The organism is Elizabethkingia bruuniana, assembly GCF_002024805.1.
GTDB classification, from domain to species: Bacteria; Bacteroidota; Bacteroidia; order Flavobacteriales; family Weeksellaceae; genus Elizabethkingia; species Elizabethkingia bruuniana.
Genome location: NZ_CP014337.1, coordinates 3,056,227 through 3,080,636 on the forward strand (window position 1 = coordinate 3,056,227; position 24,410 = coordinate 3,080,636).

The window sequence follows — 24,410 nt, forward strand, 5'->3', positions numbered from 1 at the left end:
TTATTCAGCTTCCAACTGAGCTGCCAAAAATTCCCATTCCTGTAAGGCAAGATCAAGATCTTCTTTCAGTTTCTGGTATTTCTCCAACTGCTCTTCAGTCGGATTTTCTTTAGCAAACCCCTGCTCCATCTCTTCTATCTGACTTTCCAGTTCATTGATTTTCTGTTCTGTTTTAGAAATCTTATTCTGAATATTCTTTTTCTCTTTGCTTACAAACTCTTTTTTAGTTTCAACGGGCTTCGGTTCTTCTTTAACCTTTGGAGCCGGAGCTTCCTGCTTTGCTTCTGCCAGTTTAGATTTCTCTATGGAAACTTCACGGATGCTTTCTTTTTGTCTGTATTCCAGATACTCGTCAATATTTCCAAGATACTCCTTCATATTTCCATCTCTGAACTCGAAAATCTTATCAGATAATCCTTGTAAGAATTCACGGTCGTGAGAAATCAGAATCAAAGTTCCTTCAAACTTCTGTAATGCAATCTTAATAATCTCCTTAGACTGAATATCCAAGTGATTGGTAGGTTCGTCCATTATCAATGTATTGAATGGACGTAATAATAGTTTACAAAGAGCCAGACGGTTTCTTTCCCCTCCGGAAAGTACTTTTGTTTTCTTCTGTACATCCTCTCCCTGAAAAAGGAAAGATCCTAACAGGTCTCGAACTCGTGGACGTGTTTCTTCTGTAGCTGCATCTTCAGCCTCTTCTAAAACGGTTTTATTAGGAGATAAAACTTCTTCCTGATTCTGAGCAAAGTAACCGATATTTACATTATGACCAAGGTTCCATTCTCCGGAATAATCACGGATTTCACCAGCTAAAATTTTCGCCAGTGTTGTTTTTCCCTGTCCGTTCTGTCCTAATAAAGCGATCTTCGCTCCTCTTTCTATAAAGAAGTCTACATTGTCGAAAACTTGTTTTTCACCATACGCTTTTCCAAGCTTCTTGGCTTCGAAAATTACTTTCCCCGGAACAACTGACTGTACGAAACGAATATTGAATTTGGAAACGTCATCATTTTCTACTTCAATTCTTTCCAGCTTATCCAACTTTTTAATAAGGGATTGCGCAAAAGCAGCTTTAGAAGCACTCGCACGGAATTTATTAATCAGATCTTCAGTATGCTTAATCTCCGCATCCTGATTTTTCTTCGCCTGAATTAGTTTTTCTTTTCTGTCTTTTCTTAGTTCAAGATATTTGGTATAATTAGCTTTATAGTCGTCAACTTTTTTGTTATTGATATCAAAAGTACGATTACAAACTGATGTCATGAACTGCTTGTCGTGGGAAACCAGTACAATAGCTCCCGGGTAATCTTTCAGGAAATTTTCCAGCCAGATAATAGATTCCATATCCAGGTGGTTGGTAGGCTCATCGAGAAGCATAATATCATTCTTCTGCAGAAGAAGTTTTGCCAACTCAATACGCATTCTCCATCCTCCGGAAAACTCATCTGTAATCTTTTCGAAATCACTTGCTCTAAAACCAAGACCTAATAATACCTTCTCCATTTCAGCATCCAGGTTGTATGCATCGTGATGAACAAGAAGGTCGTTTAGTTCCGTCATTCTGTCAATAAGCTTCGCATACTCATCACTTTCGTAATCTGTACGCGTTGCCAATCCGACATTTACTTCTTCCAGCTCGGTCTTCATTGCATTGATGCTTTCAAAAGCCTGCATGGTTTCATTCCATACTGTTCTTCCTTTTACAAAGTCCAGATCCTGTTTCAGGAAACCGATAGTAATACTACCATCCGGAACAACATCCCCTTCATAGAAGTTAATTTCGCCGGAAAGCATTTTTAATAATGTCGATTTCCCTGCACCATTTTTACCTACCAGACCAATTTTATCATTCTTCTTAATGGTAAAATTCACATTCTGGAAAAGATAATTTCCGGCATGATGCAGTCCTAAACTTTGTACTGAAAGCATAATAATTTTCTGTATTAAACGATTCTCTCTAAGAATCTGCAAAAATAGGAAATCTATTTTTTATCCAAAGCCCTGATTTTCTTTTTGTTCATCTAAAGATAATATTCTATTAAAATACTGTAAACACTAAAAAAATATTTTTGCCGCAACTTAATCAACTATTATAATGAGAAAAAAACTTTTATCCATGGTCGTATTAGCAGCTTTGTTCGCTTGCAACAATGACGACAACTCTTTTAAATCTGTTAGTTATCCTGATATGGCAGAGGCTTCTGATCCAAAAATAATCAACGACATCAATGGTGTTAAGGTTTATAATGGTGGCTACGGATCGTCTCTTGTACAGGATCCGCAGGACAAATCTGTTTTTTATATGCTGACAGACAGGGGCCCTAATATTGATGGTCCAGTTAAAGATTCAAAAGTATTTTCCAACCCCGACTTTACACCACAAATCGGAAAATTCCAATTAAAAGACGGAAAACTAGTACAAATTGGCACTATTTTGTTAAAAAATGCTGCCGGTAAAAACCTTACAGGACTACCTAACCCTATAGGCTCGGGAGGAACAGGTGAAATTGCTTACGATACTAAAGGCAATGTTCTGAGCAATGACATCGATGGTTTGGATTCGGAAGGGCTTGCTATAGCTCCGGACGGAACATTCTGGGTAAGTGATGAATATGGTCCTCATATTATCCATTTTGATAAAAACGGAAACACTATTGAAAAGATAAATCCATTTAATACATCGAGAAAAATCCCAAAGGTTTTTGCTAAAAGACGCCCAAATCGCGGTATGGAAGGTCTGTGTATTACCCCGGATGGTAAAACACTTGTAGGCATTATGCAGTTTCCCCTGTACAATCCATCTTCAACTGATATGAAAGGTTCTTTAATTATTCGCATCATTACTTTCGATATTGCTTCCGGTAAAACACAACAGTTTGTTTATCTTATGGAAAATAAAGACCTACAGGCAGTTAGTGAAATTGCAGCTATAGACAACAATTCTTTCCTTGTATTGGAGCGTGACGGAGAATACGCTACTTCAGCAAACAGAGCTTCTGTTTTCAAAAAGGTATACAAGATTGAACTAGATGGTGCTACGGATGTATCTGATCCTAATAATGGTGAAAACGGGAAATTGTATAATGGAAAACCTTTGGAACAGCTTATTAATTTAAGTGGTTTGCAACAGAATAATATAGTTCCGGTAAAGAAAACTCTTGTTCTTGATCTGATGACTGACCTGAATACGATTTATCCACACGACAAAGCTGAAGGCATCTTTGTAATTGATAATAATACTATCGCCATTAGCAATGATGACGACTTCGGTGTAACTGGTAATGGAAAATACGAACAGAAGGTACTCCCTTCGTCCAACACTATTGATAGAAACACAATCTATTTCATTAAGCTAAAGAAGCCTTTAAAATAAATTTTAGGAAAAAGCCTTCAGGTAATCTGAAGGCTTTTTTATTTAATAGTTTCGCACTGTTACATGATAGCAACTCTGCTGTCTTTCTTTAATATAATAAAGTTTTCCTTCGTCTCTGTAAACATTCAGCACCTTTTCCAGCGCTGCTTCCAGCCTTGGATTAGATTTATGTCTGTCATTGAAGCGGACATAAGAAATATCAAAAGAGTTACCATAATTATGGGAACTGATTCCCAAAGAAGCATTGGGATTTACTCTCCGCAAGCGGCACTGATCTTCCAAAGTTCTGGTAAGAGAAGTAATTGTAAGTGTACTCCCTTTTGTATTTGCATTAAACTTTTTAGCAATGCCCCGAAGCGTCGTTTTGGCTTTTGGAACCAAATAAGCCCGGCTATAATCCAGTTTCTGAATACGGTAACCTTTCCCAAGACTTCCTATAGAAACAAGCTTTCCTTTTTTAGTGTACTTATTTATACTCTTGGAGTTCTCCAGAATGTTAATATTAAATTTAGCCGAAGCATCGAGATGTTGTTTATAAATGGGGGTTGGTTCCACCTTAAGAACCGTACTAAGATCATAACAACGAGCGGACTGAGACTTGCCTCCTGCCCAGATCAGTACCCCTAAAAAAGCAAAAAATAATTTCCTCATTATTAATTTTCATCATTAATAACGTTGTAAAAGCAACATTTGTTGTATCGATCACACATATTTATTTTTCAGGACTATTTTGCTTCACTCATAGAAGTTAAAACATCCGGGAAAAATAAAGCCATAACGAGATAAACAATGATCATCACAACAAGTACTCCAATAACACCAAGCACAAGTCCGTTTGGTATATTTCTGTCAGACTCTTTCATAGCTCAATTATTTAATACCTACTAAAGATACGAAATTCACAAACAAAATGAAAAAGAATATTGCTAAATATGATTTGAGTTAACAATAATAATAAAATCTGTTTACTATTTTCTGAAAACCATATTAAGGTGATACATAACAGAAATAATGTACCTTATTCAACGCCTAGTTTATGATTAAGGCAGTCAATATAAAGGCTATTATTCAAGAATATTTTATTTCCCAACATCCCTGTCATTCCAGAAAATTTCATCATAGAATACTGTGCCTGTGAAAAGCCTTCTACATAAGTAACATTGTTTAGCAGTATATTTCTGCTCCCTATTTTTATAAGATTATCTGTCTTTGCTGTATAAGTGGTTAAAACATTCTGCCAGGAATTGGCTTTTTCTTTACTAACTTTTGAATCTTTTGACTTTAGGCTTTCCCATATTTCTTTTGATGTTAATAACTCGTAAGCACTGGTCCCGGAGTCGTACAGAAACTTTTCTTTATTACCTTTTAGTATTGCCGGAATAATGATATGCCTTTTCTTAAAAGTAAAATCCGTCAGATTTTTCCCAAACCCAACAGGAGTGTCTGTTAAATTAAAAACAATATTATTTTCTCTGAAAGAGATCAGGGTCTTCCTGTCTTCAAGAATATCTGCACCAAGAGTTCCGATGATCTTTAATGAATCTTTTTTATCAGAATCTTCTCCTGTATCTTTGATTATGAATTTATCCGAAGTTACTTTTGTATTTCCCAGATAAAATGTTGCCTTACTCCGTTCATTTGAAGTTACAATACCTTTTATATTCTTTATCGCTCTGGCATAAAACAAAGTATATGGTGCTCCGGTATCGAACTGTAAATAATAAACTGAGGAATCACCATAAAAATGAACAGGAAGTAACAGAACATTTCTATTCTCACCCAACCACATTATAGGGATCTTTCCGCTTTCTTTATCTATGGTTAGATAGTTATCTTCCGGAGTGAATTTCCGGTCAAAATAAATATAGCCTGATATTATGGCTAAAACTAAAACACCTAAAAAGGTTAGTACAATTTTTTTAAAAATTTTCATTTCAGATTTTTGTACAAGATTCGGATTTATGAATCTGTTTTTCCACAAAAACAATATGACAATCTTACGTCAGTTTTATGTCATAAATCACAAGAAACTGGTTTTCAGCCTGATAAAAATACTACCGTTTTTATTAAGACAAATCCCATTGTGGATAACTACAAATAATTTCAGACAGATGAAGACAATAAGTGGAACAATAAAAAGTGGAAATCTGACAGATAATGCTTTCTGAATGAAAGGACTTATAATCATAAAAACAGATACAACGAGGGCCAAAATAATCTGAACACTTACAATGCTTTTCCCAAGTTCTCTGTTTTTAAGATCTTTTGTCTTGTATGTTAATATCAGCGGAAAAATTATTCCTCCACATGGAATGACAAGACCAGCTAGGGCAGAAAGATTAATTAACTTGGCTCTGTCAACATTAATCTTTTCTTCATTTTTGACAATTAAATCTTCGGGGGTAGTTTTCAAGGCTAGAGCGAGTGCTTTAAGCGTGTAGCCTTTCGGAATATTTCCGGCTTCAATCCGCTGAACAGTTCTTAATGAAATCCCGGATTTTTCTGCAAGTTCAGTTTGAGTCAGGTTTTGCTGTTCTCTCAATTTTTGAACTACTGTTTTCATTTTCTGTTAGGATGGATTTTATAAACTTTGTATAATGTAAAGTAAACAAAATAATAAAAATAGTCAAAGGCTTATTTCTAAATTATGTCCCGTTTAAAAGTTTTCTATGATACTTTTGTAAGTAAACATCCGGTCTTCTTCATTAAACATATTGCATAGCAGCATAAGATCCTTGGTTTTATACAGAATTGCCTTCTCTTCTAATTGAGATAATATTGTATCAGGAGTACCTACAACTACTTTATCCAGCAAGGAGTAAAACAAACTTTCATCATCACTTCCTGCAACCAGGGCTTCCACTTCAGCATAAGGCATAAGCTTGTCCGGAGCTAATAATTTTCTGGATTGTACAAACTGGTATACCATTCCGTAGGCATTTTTCCGTGCTTGCTCTGTATCTGCGGCTACTGAAACTGATAATGCGACCTGAAAAACCGATTTATCTGTATATCCATTATTATTAAATTCTTCATGATACATATTATAAGCGTCTTCTCCGACATTGTCGGAAATAAAACCAGCCATTGAATATCCTACTCCTTTAGCTGCAGCTTCCTTTGCTGAACCAACTCCTGAACCCAACCACAGTATTTCTGGTAAGATTAAAGGTTTCTCCGGCTGAGCTACTAAATCCTCATATACAGGATTTTGCCCTGTAATATAGGCTATTATCTCTTCAAGCTTTTTATTCAGATCGTTAAGAACGGGCGGTTTGTTGTTATTTAATGCGACAACAGCATCTTTCAATCCTCCGGGAGCTTTCCCCAGCCCCAATATAAATCTGTCCGGAAACATTGTTGCAAGCATTTTGGCCCATTCGGCAATTTTAAATGCAGAATAATTCCGTAACATAATGCCTCCTGTTCCGGCTTTTATCCTTTTTGTTTCTGCAAGAACTATTGCTGTTAGTAACTCCGGGCTGGAACTTCCATAAGCTCCGACTCCGTGATGCTCGGAATATAATATACTATGGTATCCAGACTCATCTGCCATTCTGGCAAGTTCTAGACTATTCCGGAGTGCAAGCGCGGCTGTACCTCCTTTAATTACTGGCGACTGATCTAAAATGCTTAATTTCAGTTTCATATCGGTGATTTGTTCGTATTACTTTACCCAATTATTAACCAGTAAATATACTCTATAGAATCAGACGACAAAAGACTTTCTCCATGAATTGAAAGTCTCGTCTGTAGTACGTTTAAGGAAATTATTCAAAAAAACTTTTAATATGGCTATCCTGATTTACTTAGCTGTCTTTTAGATATTTAGTTTTTCCAAAAAAACATTTTAATTCAATAGTGTTTTGAAGCTGTTATAACCTTATGTATTCATAATTATACTGTACCCAATTCTTGCCTTTCTCATCTTTTCCTAGACTTTTGACAGGCAGTCCTTCTGCATTATAATCTATGACATAGGTAATAGTCATTCGATTGGTATGAATCTTTTCTGTAAGGATATTATTTGACCCAATAAGATCCTGATAACCAAAAGCAATTCTTAAATATTTATTCATATTGACAGATGGATTGGATTTATTATCATAAGTATATTCATTTACAGATATACCTGGACTTCCAGCCCCTGATTCAGTCCTTCTGCTAACATTATTTCCGGTATAATCAAAAGTTGTTTTCCAAGGGCTGCCACAAGGTGGTCCTTCACATATGGAAGTAGTCTTCAGATTTCCATTATTATCATATGTATAATCAACAATTCTATTGAATGCTTTATTTTCATATTCCGCTACAATTTTTATCAACTGATTATTCTGGTAAGTAAAATTCTCGGTATACTCAATACCTTTATTAATCTTATAGTGATCCATTTTACTGATCTTCTTATCAGCAGTATAATCAACGGTAACATAGTTACCGGAATTCCCCGAACTTATTTCTACCACATCTCCTATAGAATTATATTTATAAAAAATTGAACTCGTATATGGAGATGCCGGATTATCAAAAGAGGTTACAGTAATTTTACTGATCAGCATTTTCTTTTGATCCGAAGAATCATTATTATCACGGCTATTACAAGACATAAATAATGTAAATACCAACGGTACAAATAATAGATATAGTTTATTCATCAATCGTTATTTTTAAAACTTTAGTACAAATTGGGAATTTTGTGATAATGTTCCAATATAGTGTCAGAGATTATTATTTACTGTATTCAAAAAGATTTACCCCAATATAATTCTGACTAATGTCTTTACCTTCTGTATACATTTTGGTAATGATCCTTACAGGATAATTGTCCACGGAATAGTTAATACTATTGACAGCTTTATATTTAAGAATTTCACCATTAATAGATGGATTAACAACATCCATTGTCAAGTTATTATTATCATCTCCTCTAATATTCCAATCTTGTATCTGAGATACCAAAAAAGCTTTAATCTTATCAATCCCTAAAATATTCCTGTATACATTCTTTTTATCATCATAGGTATAAATTTTAGAAACACTTCCTCTCAATTCATCATCCTGATAATAAGTTAATTCTTCGGAAATAATATTATTATTTTTTTGAATATAAGTCACTATTTTCTTGTTTATCAACGACCCGTTTCCGGATCCGTATCTTGTAATTTCTGTACAATTAATAACATTACTTTCTGGATAAGAATAGCTGAAAACTCCTTTATAATCAACATCCTCAGGATAGGCAGTTATCAACCTTCCATTATTGTATACAAAATCAACTGATCTCATCTTTTTCCCATGTATATTATATACAATTATTTTAGTTATAAAATTTCCCGTATACTCAAAAATCATTCTTGAAACTGCTGAGCTTATTTCGGATATTTTATTCCCGTTATATTTAATCTCTTTCACATCTGAATCTCCTGTAATCTTTGTTGGCAAAGCCGGAACCTCAACTACAGGATCAATAATGATTTCATTTGTATTATCACTGCTTCTTCCACAGCTTACAAAGATTAACGTTAAAGAAGCTAATAAAACTATTTTTTTCATATCTTTTTTATATTATTTGATGCTATTTAATTAAAGAAAAAATATTTTTCACCTTTTGGGGACAAATATACTTTTTCTAAATAAATGATTCAAATAATCGAGATAAATCTATGTAGACTGGTAAAACTGTCAGACAGATTCGACATATTTAAAGAAAAAAACCATTGCTAAAGCGGGCTTATAATTTTATTGATGCGGCCTTGTTACTTTCAATTTAAGATTTTTGTCAGATCAACAAGTTCAAAATTTTTATCATTCTCAAAAAATTGTTTGAATACAGCTTGTCCTGTGTCCACAAGAATAAAAATATTATTTGTGCCTGGTTTTAACTGATTTTGAATATTATTAAATTTCTTTTATACCAGCCGGCAAGCAGATTTGAGCCAAAATAATCTTTATTAATCATTATTTTATTAACAAATGAAATATAGAAACCAAGATTAGCATCTGATTCGGATCTTTCATTCATGCATAAAAAAATCTGGCTCAGCTTACTTTTTCGAGACAATTATCCGATAAAGAAGATTTTATATCACTAAATTTCTTTTTCAGTTTAGGAAATCAAACGATAAACAAATATAAAAACATGGAATGAATTACAGTAGTAAAAATAAAATCATGCAGCTTTACTGCATGATTTTAAAGTTTGATAATTATTTTAAATATACAATAGTTAATTTATTTTAACTGTATAGATGTGGTAAGGTAATTATTATTAACAGTATAGCCCGATCCGGAAGTTCTCCATCTAAAGACAACATTAATGGCAGAAGAGCCTTGAGGTGTTATAGTTCCTGCACATGTTTCCTGATCTGTTGTCGTGTTATTACGATCAGTAGCGCTTACATTATTAAATCCGGAAAAGAATACGATGTTATCAATGTCTAAATTCTGCAGTTTTGTATTAGCATTCAACGTTCCGCTCACATTTCTCGTATTAGATGTGCTTCCATAGCCATAGCGGCTGCTACATTTAAGATTATAAGCAATTGGATTACTGGATATGTTTTTGATCATCGGAGTAAAATAAGGAGCCCCATTAATATATCCATCTAACATAATCCCAGAATAAGAAGCCAGGCTTCCGTTACTGCCACCAGCCACTACATCTGAAAAAGCATTATTGAAACTATTTCCTACAGAAGAACTGCTATAAAAAGATCCATATGATCCAATGGAAACAATATTGCTTAGATTAGGTGTTATAGTTAGATCATAGTCTGTTTTCTCTGTAATCCTTGCATTATTTATAGTTATGTTTCCCATATATTCCATTCCTCCATCAGTGACAACTCTACTAATTATAATCTGTCCGTTTGTTGTGGTTGGAGTTAATAAAACTAATGCATTGCTATCATATTGTGGGTTTCCGGGAAACCCAGAGGTTGTTGTAATTGGGATACGTGCTAATTGAGGATTCGTAAAGTTTATTGTTGAACCACTATTTACAGAACCATAAGTAATTTGACCAGTTGAGAAGTTAAAATTTGTAACACTATTTCCAACAGGCAGAATTGAAATGCCGCCTACTTCTGTTATATTTCCAGGCGTTGCTGTTATTGAATTTAAGGCTGAAGTATTGAGATGTAATCTTAATCTGGCGAATTGATGTAGCATTGTTCCTGTTAAAGTGGTATTAGAATTACTGGCTAATGTTAAATCCGTCATAAAATACATTAAATCACTGTTGTTACTGTTATTCGCATTATTAGTTAAATTAGTCAAAGCAACAGTAGAAAGACTAGCTCGGTTTGTAGGTGTAGGAATAGTTGTACTATTCACCGAGTATACAATGAAGGTATAAGTTTGACCTCCGTTTAAACCTGTAATGGGAGTTATTGATGAACCGACAGTATAATTTTTTGAGGTTACAAAATTCCCTGTAGTTTTATCATAAACAAGAACGCTATACATTACTCCATTAGTTAGGGCTTTTGGTGTACCCAATGCAGCAGTTGGATTTAACGATGCCTGAGCATTTTTTAAGTTTGAATACCTGCTTGGGGCTAAAGTGATATCATATAAATTCCCAAATTCATCTTTAACAGTTTGATTCTGTATTTTTTCTTGCGTACCAAATCCAGATCTATCAATTGATGCTGTTTTTTCAATATCGCCATCTTCACTTGCTGTATTAAAAATACCGGGTAATACAGATGCATTTCCATTAAGGTTATTACTCCCTTCAATATTTGTAATATTATCATTACTTCTGCATGATATAATTAAAAAGGAGGTTATTAAGAATGTTGTGTTAAGTAATTTTTTATAACGCTTTTTAAGTAAGTTTGACTTCATAATCTTTTAATTTAGTATTTGATATATAAATATTACCCGCGGCCTTATGGTGTAAATGGATCCCAGTCATATGTTTGTGTATCGGTGTCTACATTTGTATTTTCATTGATAACAGGTGTTACTGTGGCTGAGCCACCAGCAATGCATTCTTCCATTTCAACCATTGTAATTTCTATGGTTGGCGGAGTGTATTCTTTTTTAGTCTGTTTTTCTTTAACTTCTAATAGAAGTTTGTCTTGTGTTTTGATCATAATGTTTTTGTTTTGTGTATATTATTATATGCTAAGATTTTTTTAACTAACCATATTTCATCTATATTAAAAGCTTGAAGCAATACCTTTTGTTTTAAAAAGGGAGGCATCCTCAAAAGCCTCCCCTAAATCTGTCAGGCAACAAAAAAGATGATGACTATTTAGGCTTTGACAGATTTTCACAAACAAAATGAATATCTTATAACTGATAATTGTGTCCTTGATTTATATTTTTCTTAATCACCTCTACTCCTTTAATATTTTTATATAATTTATATCACTTTAACATTTAATAACTTAAAAATGTATTATTATTTATTAAAAATATTTTATTAAAAAGTAATCAATATTAAAAATAGTCCTGACAAGACTATTTTTATAACTAATTGATTTCTAAACCAATATATTAAAATGAGCAGCGTATAAACGGAAAGGCAGTTTTAATAATTTTTAAACGATATTAGTTGCTCGACAATGTAACGTTCAAAACAAATAATATTTTGATTTATAGATTTTTATAACTATTTGGTAGATTGGAAAAATATCCTATATTTGCATATACAAAGTAGTCTTGTCAGGACTATTCTTTTATGTTAAATTAGCTTGGAAATAACCTTTTAAAATTCCTTGCTATGACCCTTAACTTCTCACTTTCTGGTAATACAGTCCTCAAAAACATTAATTTAATTTTAAATACAGATCGTCTTAATTTTAAATTGCATACTTCTTTAAGAATTCCTGGTGAGCAATGGGATGAAGAGAAAAAGAGGCCCAAAAATATATATCTGAAAGAATATAAAAAGCTTAACAATAAGCTTGATTCTCTTAAGAAAGAACTTGTCTTGTACCTTAACCAAAGACAAATTCAGAAAAGGGAAATGAACCAAAGATCTCTCTCCAGAGTTGTTCAAAAACTTATTAGTGAAAATAAAGATGTACAGCTCGAGAATTCACTACTATCATTAGTACAAAGCTATATATCAGACAGAAACGATTTCATTTGTTATTCAACCTATAAGCGCTATAAGGTATTCTATAATTTAATACAGAGATTTGAAGGTTATGCGATGAAACATCTTTTTATAGAGGATATTAATATGGAGTTCGTAAAGGAGTTTATTGCATTTGGTAAAGAAGAAAAATATAGCGAGAATACCATTTACAGAACAATTCATTTTGTGAAGACCATCCTGAATTTTGTAGAGAAAAAGGGAGTCAGAACCTCGGTAAGAGAAATGAACATTAAAAGAGAGAAACAACAAAAAGAGATTGTCTCTCTATCAGAAAAAGAGATTCTCAAAATTGAAAACACCAATCTGCCCGATGAGCTAAAAGCCGCTAAAGACTGGCTGATAATCAGCTGTTATACAGGACAAAGATTTTCAGACTTTATGAAGTTTTCCATAGATAAAATGGTTAATATAGATGGCAAAACCTGTATTAAATTCATCCAGCAAAAGACAAAAAAGAAGATTATTCTGCCTTTACATCCATCCGTCAAAAATATCATTCAAAGAAATGAGAACGCTTTTCCTAAACCTTTAGATATTGTAACTTATAATAAACAGATAAAACTTATTGCCAGGATCGCAGGAATTAACCATACTTTGAGCGCAAGAAAACGTGTGGGGCACAGGGCTAAATCTTTTGTAATGGAAAAGTGGGAAACAATCACAAGCCATATAGGAAGGCGGAGCTTTGCTACAAACTTCTACGGAAAAATACCTACCCCTTTGCTATTACATGCCACAGGACATTCAACCGAACAGGTGTTTTTAAATTATATTAATGATTTTGATAATGACCGAATTACTTCTTTAGGAGATTACTTTGATAAATTATACCAAAAAATTATAATGAGCTAATTTCGACCAATCCTAATTTTTAAGCCAAAGATATTTAATGTAAAAATCCCGAATAACTTTTTGCTATAAAAGCTGTTCCTTTAAAAAAATTCCTTGTTTATAAGACAAAGATCTTAAGATGAGGCGACAAAACCTGACCTATTATAAAAAAGGGGAAATAATCCTGTTGCGAGATAGTATTCCTCCGGAATACTTACTTTCTGACACCTGCTTTTTTACACAGATCAGGCTCCTCCGTCGCATCTTTCTGATTTCTCATATGATGAAAATATGATCCACTATAATGACCGAGCAGCTCCGTTAGGAGCTTTATCCTTATATATTATATTTTACAAAAATTCAGAGCGTTCCGGAGGAACCTTATCTTAATAATAGTTTATGTCAGGACACTTTAGATTTTTGAATGCTTCATATTAGCTGAACCTTTTGCTTAGCCTCAAAATTTTGAGCCCGATCCGCTTTTTGTTTGATACCCCTCAACCCTGAGCTTTTTATAAAAACAGTGCAAAAAAAAGCAACCAATTATAAAAATTGATTGCTTGTTATAAATATTACTTCTAACTCTTTATGGAGCAGGATTATATTTTCTGATATAATCCTATTTTAATTTTTAGGATATTCTTCTAAAGAAGTATTGTTATTATCCATTTTCTTTGAATCTCTAGCAATTAATTCTATTTTTTTCATATAATCTTCTTTACCCTCTTCTTTTAAAAAGTAATTCAGTCTTGAAATAAAATCCGTATAAACCACCTCATTTTTAAGTTTTGAACTTATTAATTCAAATTCTTTCATAAACCTGCTTTCGTCTTTTAAAACTTTTGCATGAATACTTACCCAGGCACTAATAACGCTCCACCAATGTCCTGATGTATACAATATGTTCCAGTCTAAGTCATGAGCAATATAAAAGGAGATATTATCTGCTTTTTCAATTTCCTTATTGTATAACCTGGTTCCTGTTCCATTGGTAATATTGACAATTCTGATGAATTCACTAATATAATCTGCCTTTTTAGTCAGCAGCCTTTGAAATTTCTCATAATCCTTTTTTTGATTTTCATACTCACTTTGAAAAATTCGATAATTAGGATCATTTGTTGTGAAGATATTTACCGCTTGTAGCATCACCTGATAGCGATCTAAGATTTTCTGCTGTACTTTATATAATTCGTTTAATTCTGTGTTACCGGAATTATCCCTGAAAATAATATTTGTATTATTCGGTTTATTGGAGTTACAACTGACTGAGAAATTATGTCCCGGAATATACATATCCAGCCCTCCGCCTTCTTTAGTTCCGGTTATAAGCCAGCGGCTCATTCCATTATAAGGTGAATATTCCCCGGGGACTTTTAATGTAAATTTTCCACCCTCAGGAATCACTCCCTGAAAAACAGTCTTTTGCTCGCTCCCCTGAAATATTATAAAATCATAACTTTTTCCTGCAAATTCGGGAAAATTCATATTAATCTCCTGAGCCTGCATTTTAAATAAAACCAATAGTAATAATAAATATTTAAATATTTTCATAATTCATTGTTATTTTTATATTTTTCTAACAAAGGTTAATTTCATTATCATTAACCTTTGTTAGAAAAAGTACACCCACAAACCTTGCCAAGGTGACTCTCACACGAACAATCAGCCTCGACAAGGCATAAAAAGATTAATTTTCTTTGATACAACGAACAGATATTCCATTCCCCCATTCTATAGGATAGCCATCATTAGTAGCACCATCATTCGCAACGAATATATATGCGTGACTGTAGTTTTGGCCGCTCGATACCGATTGTCGCGTACCAGTCCAATAGCTGCCAAATTGGCCACGTTCGGCAGTACTACCAGGCAAAGTACCAGCTGTACTCCTGCGAGAACCAGCTGCAGGTAAGAATAATCCGGTTCCGACCATATTGCCTGAACTATAATTCGTAGGACTCCCCCCCCAGCTCCCAAGCGAAGTGGTACTATTAAGGGCATGCATATCCTTTACTTCGTCCCACGAAGGTATTCTATATCCCTCCGGACATGGATCCATTTTCGTTTTGGTACCATCACCCCAAAGATCTTCTGCCGGAGTATTCGTGTCCGCAGGTTTTCTATATATCCATCCTGCCGGAAGATTATTGCCGAGGTTATAGTCCTGATTCTGATCATCTGTCTGAGTAAGATAACGATTATCTGATACAGCATCATTTGTCGGCTTATGCCCCCATTGGTACTTTGCACCATGGATAGCTGCACTTGGTGTAAAGGGTTTTGCGTCCATATCTGCCCCGAGATTATGACACATAAATTCTTTCCATTTTCCAGTGGCTACATAAGCCCCACACTTAGAAAATAATATCGTGAGGTTTTTCTTCCATCCGGGTTTAATGGAAAACGAATTCGGGAGGTCAACAGATTTAGTAACACCACCTATTGTTAAATTAGCAGAAAACGAAGCGAAATTTCCTCCGGTATCTGCATTCACAAAAACAGGAGTCGCTGTCTGAGTGGTATTGCCAAAAGGCCCCGGAAAAGTAAGAGCCTCGCTAACAACACTGCCACGCCCTGTAATATTCCCCGTAGCCAAAGGAATGTTTCCCGTTGTAAAATGAGGAGTAATACTGGCACTGACTATATTATCAATAGTCCCATAGCCTGATGATTTGATGATCGTTGTGATCAGGGTGGTTTTATGGGATAAGGTAATATCCAGTCTGTTTTGAGCCTCTGTGGGTATATAGTTTGGCTTCTGGTAATACATAAAGTCCCGGTCAATATTATTATAATTAACCTGTGCACTACCTATATCGGTTTTCTCTCCTGAGCTTATAAGCGGAAGAGTTGCCGATCCATAGGAATAAGCAACCATAGTATATGTACCTCCGTTATCCAGCATCATGGGTACTGGCGTCTGACCAACAATATAGTCCTGATGGGTATGATAGGCTCCGCTACTTTGTCTGTAAGCGATAACTCTGAAGGCCATTCCGGGTCCTAAAGGAGCGCCCGGAATAACAGCCATGGGACCTTTACCCAGGGATGCCCGAGTATTAAGCCCTGCTTCTGAAGCCGAAGACAGCTCTGCGGCCATAAATGTACTGGGAGTGATCAGTACACTATGACGCTCCACGGAATAAGTCCCGGATGCGTTCTTTCCCAAAGAAGCCTGTGAGGAACCTGGATCCCCATCATGAAAGGATGTTCCGAGTAAATTGATATTAACAGCAGAAACACCCTGACCTAGTGTATTATCCGTATCTGTACTACGACAGGATCCCAGCATAATAAAAGAAGAAGCAATAGCTAAATAGCCTATATGTTTTAGTTCTGATCTCATAATTTCCAGGTATTAAAACGGTGCTATTATTGTTGTATCATCTTGTCCTTCCCAATCTGTCTGAATCTCAGTTTCTACCGTTGAAGGAATAACAGCTGCCGAATTGGCGGCTATCCCGCATTCCATCTCTACAAAAATGACTTCTAATTCAGGTCTTACATAGACCTTGAGACAATGCTCCAAAGTTGTTTGATCGTTTTTTTTCATTTTGATTGTTTTTAATTATTATTTGCAAAAAATTCAGATCCATATTGCAATAGATGATCTGTACTTTTTACTCTTTTTTTGTTTTTAATCAATTTTAGACACAATCCAATATTTTATTGGATTATATATTTGGCTAAAAAGGAGGAAGGCTTGTATTTCGCACTCACACTTCCCCCCATAAACCTGCCTCTTAACAACAAACGAAGTCATTAAAAAATTACTTCCGGCAGGTTTTCACCAAACAAATAATAAGATAGTTTAGTTTCACGATTATTGTCTTTAAACCTCATATAAAAAACACTAATAAATTCATTACTATAATTAATATTATTAAGTATTGTTTATAAAATCATTGATTACTTCTTTTAAATTCTCTAAAGATTTGTTAAGTTCTTGTGGGAGCAAATACAATTTATATTGTGATGAACTCTTTAATTCATCCTGCTTATATATTTCTCCAGTTTCATCTAAAACAGATTCCGGAAAACCTGAACGAACAACATCTTTTTTAAGACTTTTTATATAGTCGTATTAATTCTATATCTCTTATATTCCCAAATACTACATGTACTCTGTTCATAAGCTACCCAAAACAAACCTTGCTTATATAACCGAATCGAGTGATAATTCTCCCCGGAAATAATATCAGATAATAAAATAAATCATAATCAATAAGGGTCTATCCTGCAATACAGCGAACAGAAAAACCGTTAGCACGAAGGTTAGTACCCACAGACGCATTACTGCTACTAATGTCTATATAGTACCCACGATTAGTACCAGTAACTTCACTAGAGCTCCAATAGGTGCCGGTACTACCTCTACTGGATAGTATACCTTTATTAGAGCCACGATAACCAGCAACAGGGAGCATTAGTACACGCACATTGGAAGGATTTCTGAAGTAAAGCGCAGAAGCAAAATTAGTAGGAGAGTCAGTCCAGGGAGTACCAACTCTTTCTACATTATTATTATTATTTGCTAAAATAGCCTGCCATTGTGCACTAGTAGGAACCCTGTAACCTGTAGGACAAGGATCGTTTCCTGTTTTACCCGTATCACTCCAGGAGCCATCAGGTTTATAGGAGGTTGTACTCCAGCCTGATATCTCTCCCGCGTTACTCTGATCATCCGACTGGGAGTAATATCTGTTTAGTTCTCCTGTATTAGCTCCCCACTGGTATTTAGCTCCATGATTACCTGCTTTAGTATTATCAAATGGATCTGTTCCTGCGGTAGCCCCTAAATTTTGACACATGAACTCCCTGAAATTAGCAGGATTAGTATTTGGACCTATATAGGCACCACACTTCACCATATTAATCGTTAAATTGCTCTTTTTCTCAGGAGTGATTTTAAAAGAATTAGGCAGATTAAATGCTTTTGTAATTCCTCCTATAGTCATATTCGCCGAGAAACTTCCTGTTGTATTAGCATTGACAAATACTGGTGCAGAAGTTGCTGTTGATGTATTAAAACCTGAAAAATCTAATGAAACGCCTGTGCTTAATATGGTCCTTCCCGACATAACACCCGATGATAAAGGCACTACACCGTTACTATAATGTGGGGTTAGTACCCCGCCGGTAATATTCGTAATACTTCCTAAACTACCCGAATTCACTATAGTTGTAATTTGTGCCACCTTATGTCTTAAGGTGATATCCAAAGTATTATTCGTATAATTCTGAGGTGTAAAATCCAACTTCTGGTACATAAAGTCCCTGTTGGTATCGTTATAATTTACAACGGCACTACTGATATTATTCTGTTCTCCGGAGCTAATAGCCGGAAGGCTTGCTGTGCCATATGAATACACCACAATATTATAAGCAGCCCCATTATCCAGCATCATCGAAGTTGCTGACTGTCCTACCGTATAGTCCTGATGGGTATGATAATTACCGTTGCTTCTATAAGCAATAATACGAAATTGCATTCCCGGGGTAAGTGGATTTCCGGTAATAGCTGCTATAGAATTCATCCCCGAAGAAGCATTGGGTAAAACCTTTGAAACATCTGATGAAGGTGCTAACTCTGCTGTTATCACACTACCGGGAGTTACTAATATGCTATGGCGCTGAACCTGATTTCCGGAATTTGTTATATTTTCTTTAGTTAAAGAAGCCTGACCCGATAATTTTCCCGAATCAGCATATTCAGCACCGAGAAGATTAAAACTAACTGCCGAAACTCCGCCTCCGGTTAAGGTATTTTCAGAATCTGAACTTCGACATGAACCTAAGAATAATATTATAGCTATCCCTAATGAATTTTTGATTAAATGGAAACTTTTCATCATTTTTTTGTTTCTTAATCGTTTAAATTTTCTAAAATGGTGTTTTGATAACTGTATCATCATTTCCATTTCAGTCTGCCAGAACCTGATCGGTATCCCCATTGAAAGTTCCTGGTAAAACCATTGTTGGACTAGATGCTATTCCGCATTCCATTTCCACACCTATCACATCTAGTGAAGGGGAAAATACACTCTTTCTTTCCTCCATTTTCTTTAGGAAATTCTGCGTGTGTGTGTTTTGCTTTTTTTTCATACAACTTGTTTAAATGTTTATTTTATATCTATTGTGTTTACTGGCTTTTACTTTTCCAATTGTAAATTTTGAAAAAGTTTATTCCTGGTGAAGGGCTTTAGTTTGGGAAAAGGGGGCATATTATATAAGCCCCCTAAGCCTGCCAGATCACAAACAAACAAACAAATGATGATAGTTAAATACATACATCATGACAGGCTTTCACAAACAAATGAATAATGATTTTTACAAGTGTATTTGGGCTATGCTTTTACATATTTATCAGATTCTTTCATCTCTTTTTCAAAGTGTTTTTGTGTTTTTTGTGTTTTTATTTGATTATTCAATTTAGTAGTGATCAATAATTATTTACTTCTAAACAACAACTCATTACAAAATCGTAATCCATTAAATATGTAGTCCTAGAAAGACTACACCTGTAATATATTGGTTTATAGATGAATAATTTACAACCAGAAAAAAGGCAGATAACAGTGTTTTACATAACATCATTAATAATGATTTATAACTAATAAATCATAAAATAAAAAAATACAACAACTTGACTGACAGGATTAATTTTATTTTGTAGTTCAAGAAAAATGAATTAGTTTTGCCATATAAAAAGTAGTCTTTCTAGTACTATTTTTTTTCACTAAATTGATTGACAATTACAATTTTAAAATTACAATCGATGACTTTGAAGTATGTTCTTTCAGGCAATACAATTCTTAAGAATATTAATTTATTCTTAACAATTGATAACATTAATTTTAAATTCCATACCCTTCTCAGAATTCCTCAGGAAGATTGGGATACAGAGAAGCAGCGTCCTAAAAATATTTATCTTAAAAAACATAAAAAGATTAATTGTAAACTGGATATTCTTAAGAAAGAACTCGCTTTATATGTTCATAAGAAATCTGAAGAAAAAAAGACAATCAATCAGAGAACCCTTTCAAAGATGTTACATAAACTCATATTACAGAACCAGGGCTCATATCCTCCGGATTCTTTATTGTTTTATATGGAAAATTATATTAGAGATCGAAAAGACTTTATTTGCTATTCAACCTATAAGCGCTATAAGGTATTCTATAATTTAATACAGAGATTTGAAGGTTATGCGATGAAACATCTTTTTATAGAGGATATTAATATGGAGTTCGTAAAGGAGTTTATTGCATTCGGTAAAGAAGAAAAATATAGCGAGAATACCATTTACAGAACAATTCATTTTGTGAGAACCATCCTGAATTTTGTAGAGAAAAAGGGAGTCAGAACCTCGGTAAGAGAAATGAACATTAAAAGAGAGAAACAACAAAAAGAGATTGTATCTCTATCAGAAAAAGAGATTCTCAAAATTGAAAACACCAATCTGCCCGATGAACTAAAAGCCGCTAAAGACTGGCTGATAATCAGCTGTTATACAGGACAAAGATTTTCAGACTTTATGAAGTTTTCCATAGATAAAATGGTTAATATAGATGGCAAAACCTGTATTAAATTCATCCAGCAAAAGACAAAAAAGAAGATTATTCTGCCTTTACATCCATCCGTCAAAAATATCATTCAAAGAAATGAGAACGCTTTTCCTAAACCTTTAGATATTGTAACTTATAATAAACAGATAAAACTTATTGCCAGGATCGCAGGAATTAACCATACTTTGAGCGCAAGAAAACGTGTGGGGCACAGGGCTAAATCTTTTGTAATGGAAAAGTGGGAAACGATCACAAGCCATATAGGAAGGCGGAGCTTTGCTACAAACTTCTACGGAAAAATACCTACCCCTTTGCTATTACATGCCACAGGACATTCAACCGAACAGGTGTTTTTAAATTATATTAATGATTTTGATAATGACCGAATTACTTCTTTAGGAGATTACTTTGATAAATTACATCAAAAAATTATAGAATAATTTTAAGATTATAATGAGCTGATTTCGACCAATCTTAATTTTTAAGCCAAAGATATTTAATGTAAAAATCCTGAATAACTTTTTGCTATAAAAGCTGTTCCTTTAAAAAAACCCCTTGTTTATAAGACAAAGATCTTAAGATGAGGCGACAAAACCTGACCTATTATAAAAAAGGGGAAATAATCCTGTTGCGAGATAGTATTCCTCCGGAATACTTACTTTCTGACACCTGCTTTTTTACACAGATCAGGCTCCTCCGTCGCATCTTTCTGTTTTCTCATATGATGAAAATATGATCCACTATAATGACCGAGCAGCTCCGTTAGGAGCTTTATCCTTATATATTATATTTTACAAAAATTCAGAGCGTTCCAGAGAAACGCTATCTTAATAAAAGAAATGAAAACCATTCAGATAAAGAATTGAAATTTTTTGATTATCAGAGCTTGTTTAAATTTTATTAAACTATTATCTATAACACTTTCACTAATACTTCGATAGTTTAGTTCGTCAAGCTTACCACAGGCCCAGTTCAGTATGACAGTATAATAGTTCATGTGAGGACACTTTAGATTTTTGAATGCTTCATATTAGCTGAACCTTTTGCTTAGCCTCAAAATTTTGAGCCCGATCCACTTTTTGTTTGATCCCCCTCAACCCTGAGCTTTTTATAAAAACAAAGCAAAACAAAAAAGCAACCAATTATAAAATTGATTGCTTGTCGTAAACTGTAGACCCACAGGGATCAAGACTATTAAATCATTATAGTTCATTATACTTCATATTGCACATTACCAGTGTATTCCGATTTACAAGCAATTTAAAACAATCCTATTCAACCTATTATTTAGTTGGGCAAAAAGTTGGGCATTACTTTTTATTAAATTTGTTCATTTCAGATTTTTTAAGATTATCAACAATTGCAATATAAGGCTTCATCGTTTGATAATCTTGATGTCCTGTCCATTTCATAATAACCTCGGCCGGTATTCCAAGATTTAATCCATTTACTATAAACGTCCTTCTGCCAATGTGGGAGCTAATAATTTCACGAAATGGATAAACTTCATCATATCTCTTTTCCCCAATGAAATACGTGTAATTAACAGGCCTATCAAATTCTAAAATTTCACCTATAACCTTTAATTGCTCATTAATTTCTTTCTCACTTTTAACTGGAAGAGCCTTTAACCCCTTAATATCTTTATATTTTAATAGTATTTCCCGTGAATAATCATTAATATCAATTTTCAAGGCATCAACTGTCTTTTGAGTTTTAACTACAATTATATCAGAATATACTTGTGATTTCCTAAGATTAAATACATCAGAATATCTTAAAGACGTAAAGCAACAGAAGGCAACTATATCCCTAGTTACTTCAAGATGTTTTTGCTTTATATCAAATTTATAATTATAAAATAACATTAATTCTTCCCAAGTAAAAAAAACAGGTTCATTAATTCCAAAATTCGCAGCTTTTAAAGTTGGATGAAATGTTTCATGAAGATCTCCTTGATAAACCCCCTTTGAATGTGCCCATCGCAAAACAGCCCTAACATCTTTCAATGTCCTCGAAACAGTAGTATTTTTATGAGGAGGTCCAGGCTCTGCTTTTCCATTGCTCCTAATTAACATAGGATTCTCATGAAAATATTTAACAAGATTAACTAAGTCCTCCTCTTGAATTTTATTGGTGACTAATTTTGCATTATAATAAAAAATATGATTCCGAAGTTTATTAAATCTATTATAGTTTGATTTATCCCAGGAATTTTTCTTACCAACTTCGGATGAATATAACTCAATCGTTTCAATATAAGTTAATTCTTTCTTTGCTTCATTCTCTTTTACCTTTCCTTTCTTTTCAGCAAATTTATATTTTAGCTCCTCAACAGTTGGAAACCTTTTTTCAATAGCATCATATTCCTTGAATATTTCATCAATATATTCTTCAATTCTATTTAACTCTTTATTCCTAGTATCTTTTTTATTACTAGAACTCACTCTACTCGACTCCTTATCCCATTCTGAAGGTTTTACATAAACACCAACATGTAACTCGGGACGATTTCCATTAAAAAACACTATAAGTCTTACTCGAGTAACATCATCAGTTTTATTATTTTTTACAGAAAAATTTACTGAATATTTTAGCATTTATTTTTTTTCATTTAAATAAAAAACATCGCTTCTACAAGAAATAAATATAATAATTTACTATATAAATTAGCATCTTATGATTTTTTGATTTGAAATTATTTTCTCTCTAATTATATTTTGATGTGACATATATTGTATATATAGCACTATAAATTAATATGAGAATGTTGTATACTTTAATCTTACAGATGGGGATTAATCTATAAAATCCATATTTATCTGAATTGAGTTCTTGTTATGGTTATTAATAATATCAATATTATATTTCGAAAATTTCACACCATTTTTATAAGGAATAAAAGATAACATAAAGTTATGATTGTATACTTTATTTATGTTGTTATCATTATTTTTTAGAATAGATTTAATATACAATAATCTGCCGTCTGGAGTTAATTTCACGAAAAAATTCACTTTGGCATCTTGATTTATTTTTATATGGTCTTTCAAATCTTCTTTAATTGCTTGAAAAAGCCATGAGTTATCTCCTTTCTCTATACAATAGAACTTTGATAACACTTCTTTATTCTTTTTACTGAAAATGAGACTGTAATAATAATTTCTCACTTCTATAGAAGAGATAATTGTAGATATCAGAATATTTTTTATGCTATCATTTTCTGGTTCCTTTTCAAATGATACTTTTTTTGTATGATCTTCAAAATTTCCACTAAAAGGAATACCCCTTCCCTTTCTATTGTAGATTCCGTTGAAGAGAGTCTTTTTAGTTGGATAGAGTTCATGATATTTTAAACTCTCATTAAATTTTGTAAAATTCAATTGGCTATTTTCTTTCAGGATAAGCTCGGGAATATCAACCGTATCACTCTTAACCTGGGAAAATATAATTGAATAAAATAATGCCAATATAAGGGTTAATATATTTTTGTTCATAGTATAATTAATTCATT

General features: G+C 33.5%; 21 protein-coding genes. 3 read left to right on the forward strand and 18 right to left on the reverse strand.

Features of this window, described 5'->3' with window-relative positions; translation table 11 throughout:
* Complete coding sequence (locus AYC65_RS14160; protein WP_034870615.1) at positions 1-1,935, reverse strand: ABC-F family ATP-binding cassette domain-containing protein; 1,935 nt, start codon at positions 1,933-1,935, stop codon at positions 1-3.
* Positions 1,936-2,101: 166 nt separating this feature from the next.
* Between AYC65_RS14160 and AYC65_RS14165 the strand changes: the two genes are divergently transcribed.
* Positions 2,102-3,379 carry an esterase-like activity of phytase family protein gene (locus tag AYC65_RS14165; protein WP_034870596.1) on the forward strand — a complete coding sequence of 426 codons (1,278 nt, stop codon included), beginning with the start codon at positions 2,102-2,104 and terminating at the stop codon, positions 3,377-3,379.
* A 42-nt stretch (positions 3,380-3,421) separates the two neighbouring features.
* On the opposite strand, the gene AYC65_RS14170 is transcribed toward AYC65_RS14165, so the two are convergent.
* From AYC65_RS14170 to AYC65_RS14205, 10 genes are all read right to left on the reverse strand, one after another.
* Positions 3,422-4,030 (reverse strand): DUF5715 family protein, encoded by a 609-nt coding sequence (locus AYC65_RS14170; RefSeq protein ID WP_034870595.1) that lies wholly within the window; start codon positions 4,028-4,030, stop codon positions 3,422-3,424.
* Between the two features lie 74 nt (positions 4,031-4,104).
* Entirely contained in the window at positions 4,105-4,242 is a 138-nt protein-coding gene (locus AYC65_RS20795; protein WP_157877520.1) for a hypothetical protein, read from the reverse strand.
* Positions 4,243-4,397: 155 nt separating this feature from the next.
* Positions 4,398-5,312: a hypothetical protein gene (locus AYC65_RS14175; RefSeq protein WP_034870614.1), complete on the reverse strand. Its 915-nt coding sequence runs from the start codon at positions 5,310-5,312 to the stop codon at positions 4,398-4,400.
* An 87-nt stretch (positions 5,313-5,399) separates the two neighbouring features.
* The gene (locus AYC65_RS14180; protein ID WP_034870594.1) at positions 5,400-5,942 is read right to left on the reverse strand and encodes a helix-turn-helix domain-containing protein; all 543 of its coding nucleotides are present in this window, start codon (positions 5,940-5,942) and stop codon (positions 5,400-5,402) included.
* A gap of 93 nt (positions 5,943-6,035) precedes the next feature.
* Entirely contained in the window at positions 6,036-7,028 is a 993-nt protein-coding gene (locus AYC65_RS14185; protein WP_052114751.1) for an MsnO8 family LLM class oxidoreductase, read from the reverse strand.
* Positions 7,029-7,254: 226 nt separating this feature from the next.
* Entirely contained in the window at positions 7,255-8,034 is a 780-nt protein-coding gene (locus tag AYC65_RS14190; protein WP_034870593.1) for a hypothetical protein, read from the reverse strand.
* Between the two features lie 73 nt (positions 8,035-8,107).
* A complete protein-coding gene (locus AYC65_RS14195; RefSeq protein ID WP_059333851.1) occupies positions 8,108-8,932 on the reverse strand; it encodes a hypothetical protein in 825 nt (274 codons plus the stop codon).
* Positions 8,933-9,257: 325 nt separating this feature from the next.
* The gene (locus AYC65_RS21260) at positions 9,258-9,440 is read right to left on the reverse strand and encodes a DUF5694 domain-containing protein (protein WP_375600690.1); all 183 of its coding nucleotides are present in this window, start codon (positions 9,438-9,440) and stop codon (positions 9,258-9,260) included.
* Positions 9,441-9,610: 170 nt separating this feature from the next.
* A complete protein-coding gene (locus tag AYC65_RS14200) occupies positions 9,611-11,230 on the reverse strand; it encodes a hypothetical protein (RefSeq protein ID WP_034870592.1) in 1,620 nt (539 codons plus the stop codon).
* 44 nt (positions 11,231-11,274) lie between these two features.
* Positions 11,275-11,481, reverse strand: coding sequence for a hypothetical protein (locus AYC65_RS14205; RefSeq protein ID WP_034870591.1), 207 nt, complete (start codon positions 11,479-11,481; stop codon positions 11,275-11,277).
* Positions 11,482-12,113: 632 nt separating this feature from the next.
* Between AYC65_RS14205 and AYC65_RS14210 the strand changes: the two genes are divergently transcribed.
* Positions 12,114-13,346: a phage integrase SAM-like domain-containing protein gene (locus tag AYC65_RS14210; RefSeq protein WP_034870590.1), complete on the forward strand. Its 1,233-nt coding sequence runs from the start codon at positions 12,114-12,116 to the stop codon at positions 13,344-13,346.
* A 603-nt stretch (positions 13,347-13,949) separates the two neighbouring features.
* Here AYC65_RS14210 and AYC65_RS14215 read toward each other — a convergent pair.
* From AYC65_RS14215 to AYC65_RS14235, 5 genes are all read right to left on the reverse strand, one after another.
* On the reverse strand, positions 13,950-14,879 hold the full coding sequence (locus AYC65_RS14215) for an alkyl hydroperoxide reductase (RefSeq protein ID WP_234300350.1): 930 nt from the start codon (positions 14,877-14,879) through the stop codon (positions 13,950-13,952).
* A 136-nt stretch (positions 14,880-15,015) separates the two neighbouring features.
* Positions 15,016-16,674 carry a fimbrillin family protein gene (locus AYC65_RS14220; RefSeq protein ID WP_034870589.1) on the reverse strand — a complete coding sequence of 553 codons (1,659 nt, stop codon included), beginning with the start codon at positions 16,672-16,674 and terminating at the stop codon, positions 15,016-15,018.
* Positions 16,675-16,686: 12 nt separating this feature from the next.
* The gene (locus AYC65_RS14225) at positions 16,687-16,881 is read right to left on the reverse strand and encodes a hypothetical protein (protein ID WP_034870588.1); all 195 of its coding nucleotides are present in this window, start codon (positions 16,879-16,881) and stop codon (positions 16,687-16,689) included.
* Positions 16,882-17,560: 679 nt separating this feature from the next.
* The gene (locus tag AYC65_RS14230; RefSeq protein ID WP_034870587.1) at positions 17,561-19,183 is read right to left on the reverse strand and encodes a fibrobacter succinogenes major paralogous domain-containing protein; all 1,623 of its coding nucleotides are present in this window, start codon (positions 19,181-19,183) and stop codon (positions 17,561-17,563) included.
* Between the two features lie 67 nt (positions 19,184-19,250).
* The gene (locus AYC65_RS14235) at positions 19,251-19,433 is read right to left on the reverse strand and encodes a hypothetical protein (RefSeq protein ID WP_052114748.1); all 183 of its coding nucleotides are present in this window, start codon (positions 19,431-19,433) and stop codon (positions 19,251-19,253) included.
* A 673-nt stretch (positions 19,434-20,106) separates the two neighbouring features.
* On the opposite strand from AYC65_RS14235, the gene AYC65_RS14240 reads away from it, so the two are divergent.
* Positions 20,107-21,336 carry a phage integrase SAM-like domain-containing protein gene (locus tag AYC65_RS14240; RefSeq protein ID WP_059333852.1) on the forward strand — a complete coding sequence of 410 codons (1,230 nt, stop codon included), beginning with the start codon at positions 20,107-20,109 and terminating at the stop codon, positions 21,334-21,336.
* Positions 21,337-22,206: 870 nt separating this feature from the next.
* On the opposite strand, the gene AYC65_RS14245 is transcribed toward AYC65_RS14240, so the two are convergent.
* Entirely contained in the window at positions 22,207-23,496 is a 1,290-nt protein-coding gene (locus AYC65_RS14245) for a site-specific integrase (protein WP_059333853.1), read from the reverse strand.
* A 198-nt stretch (positions 23,497-23,694) separates the two neighbouring features.
* The gene (locus AYC65_RS14250; protein ID WP_059333854.1) at positions 23,695-24,393 is read right to left on the reverse strand and encodes a hypothetical protein; all 699 of its coding nucleotides are present in this window, start codon (positions 24,391-24,393) and stop codon (positions 23,695-23,697) included.
* Positions 24,394-24,410 lie beyond the last annotated feature (17 nt).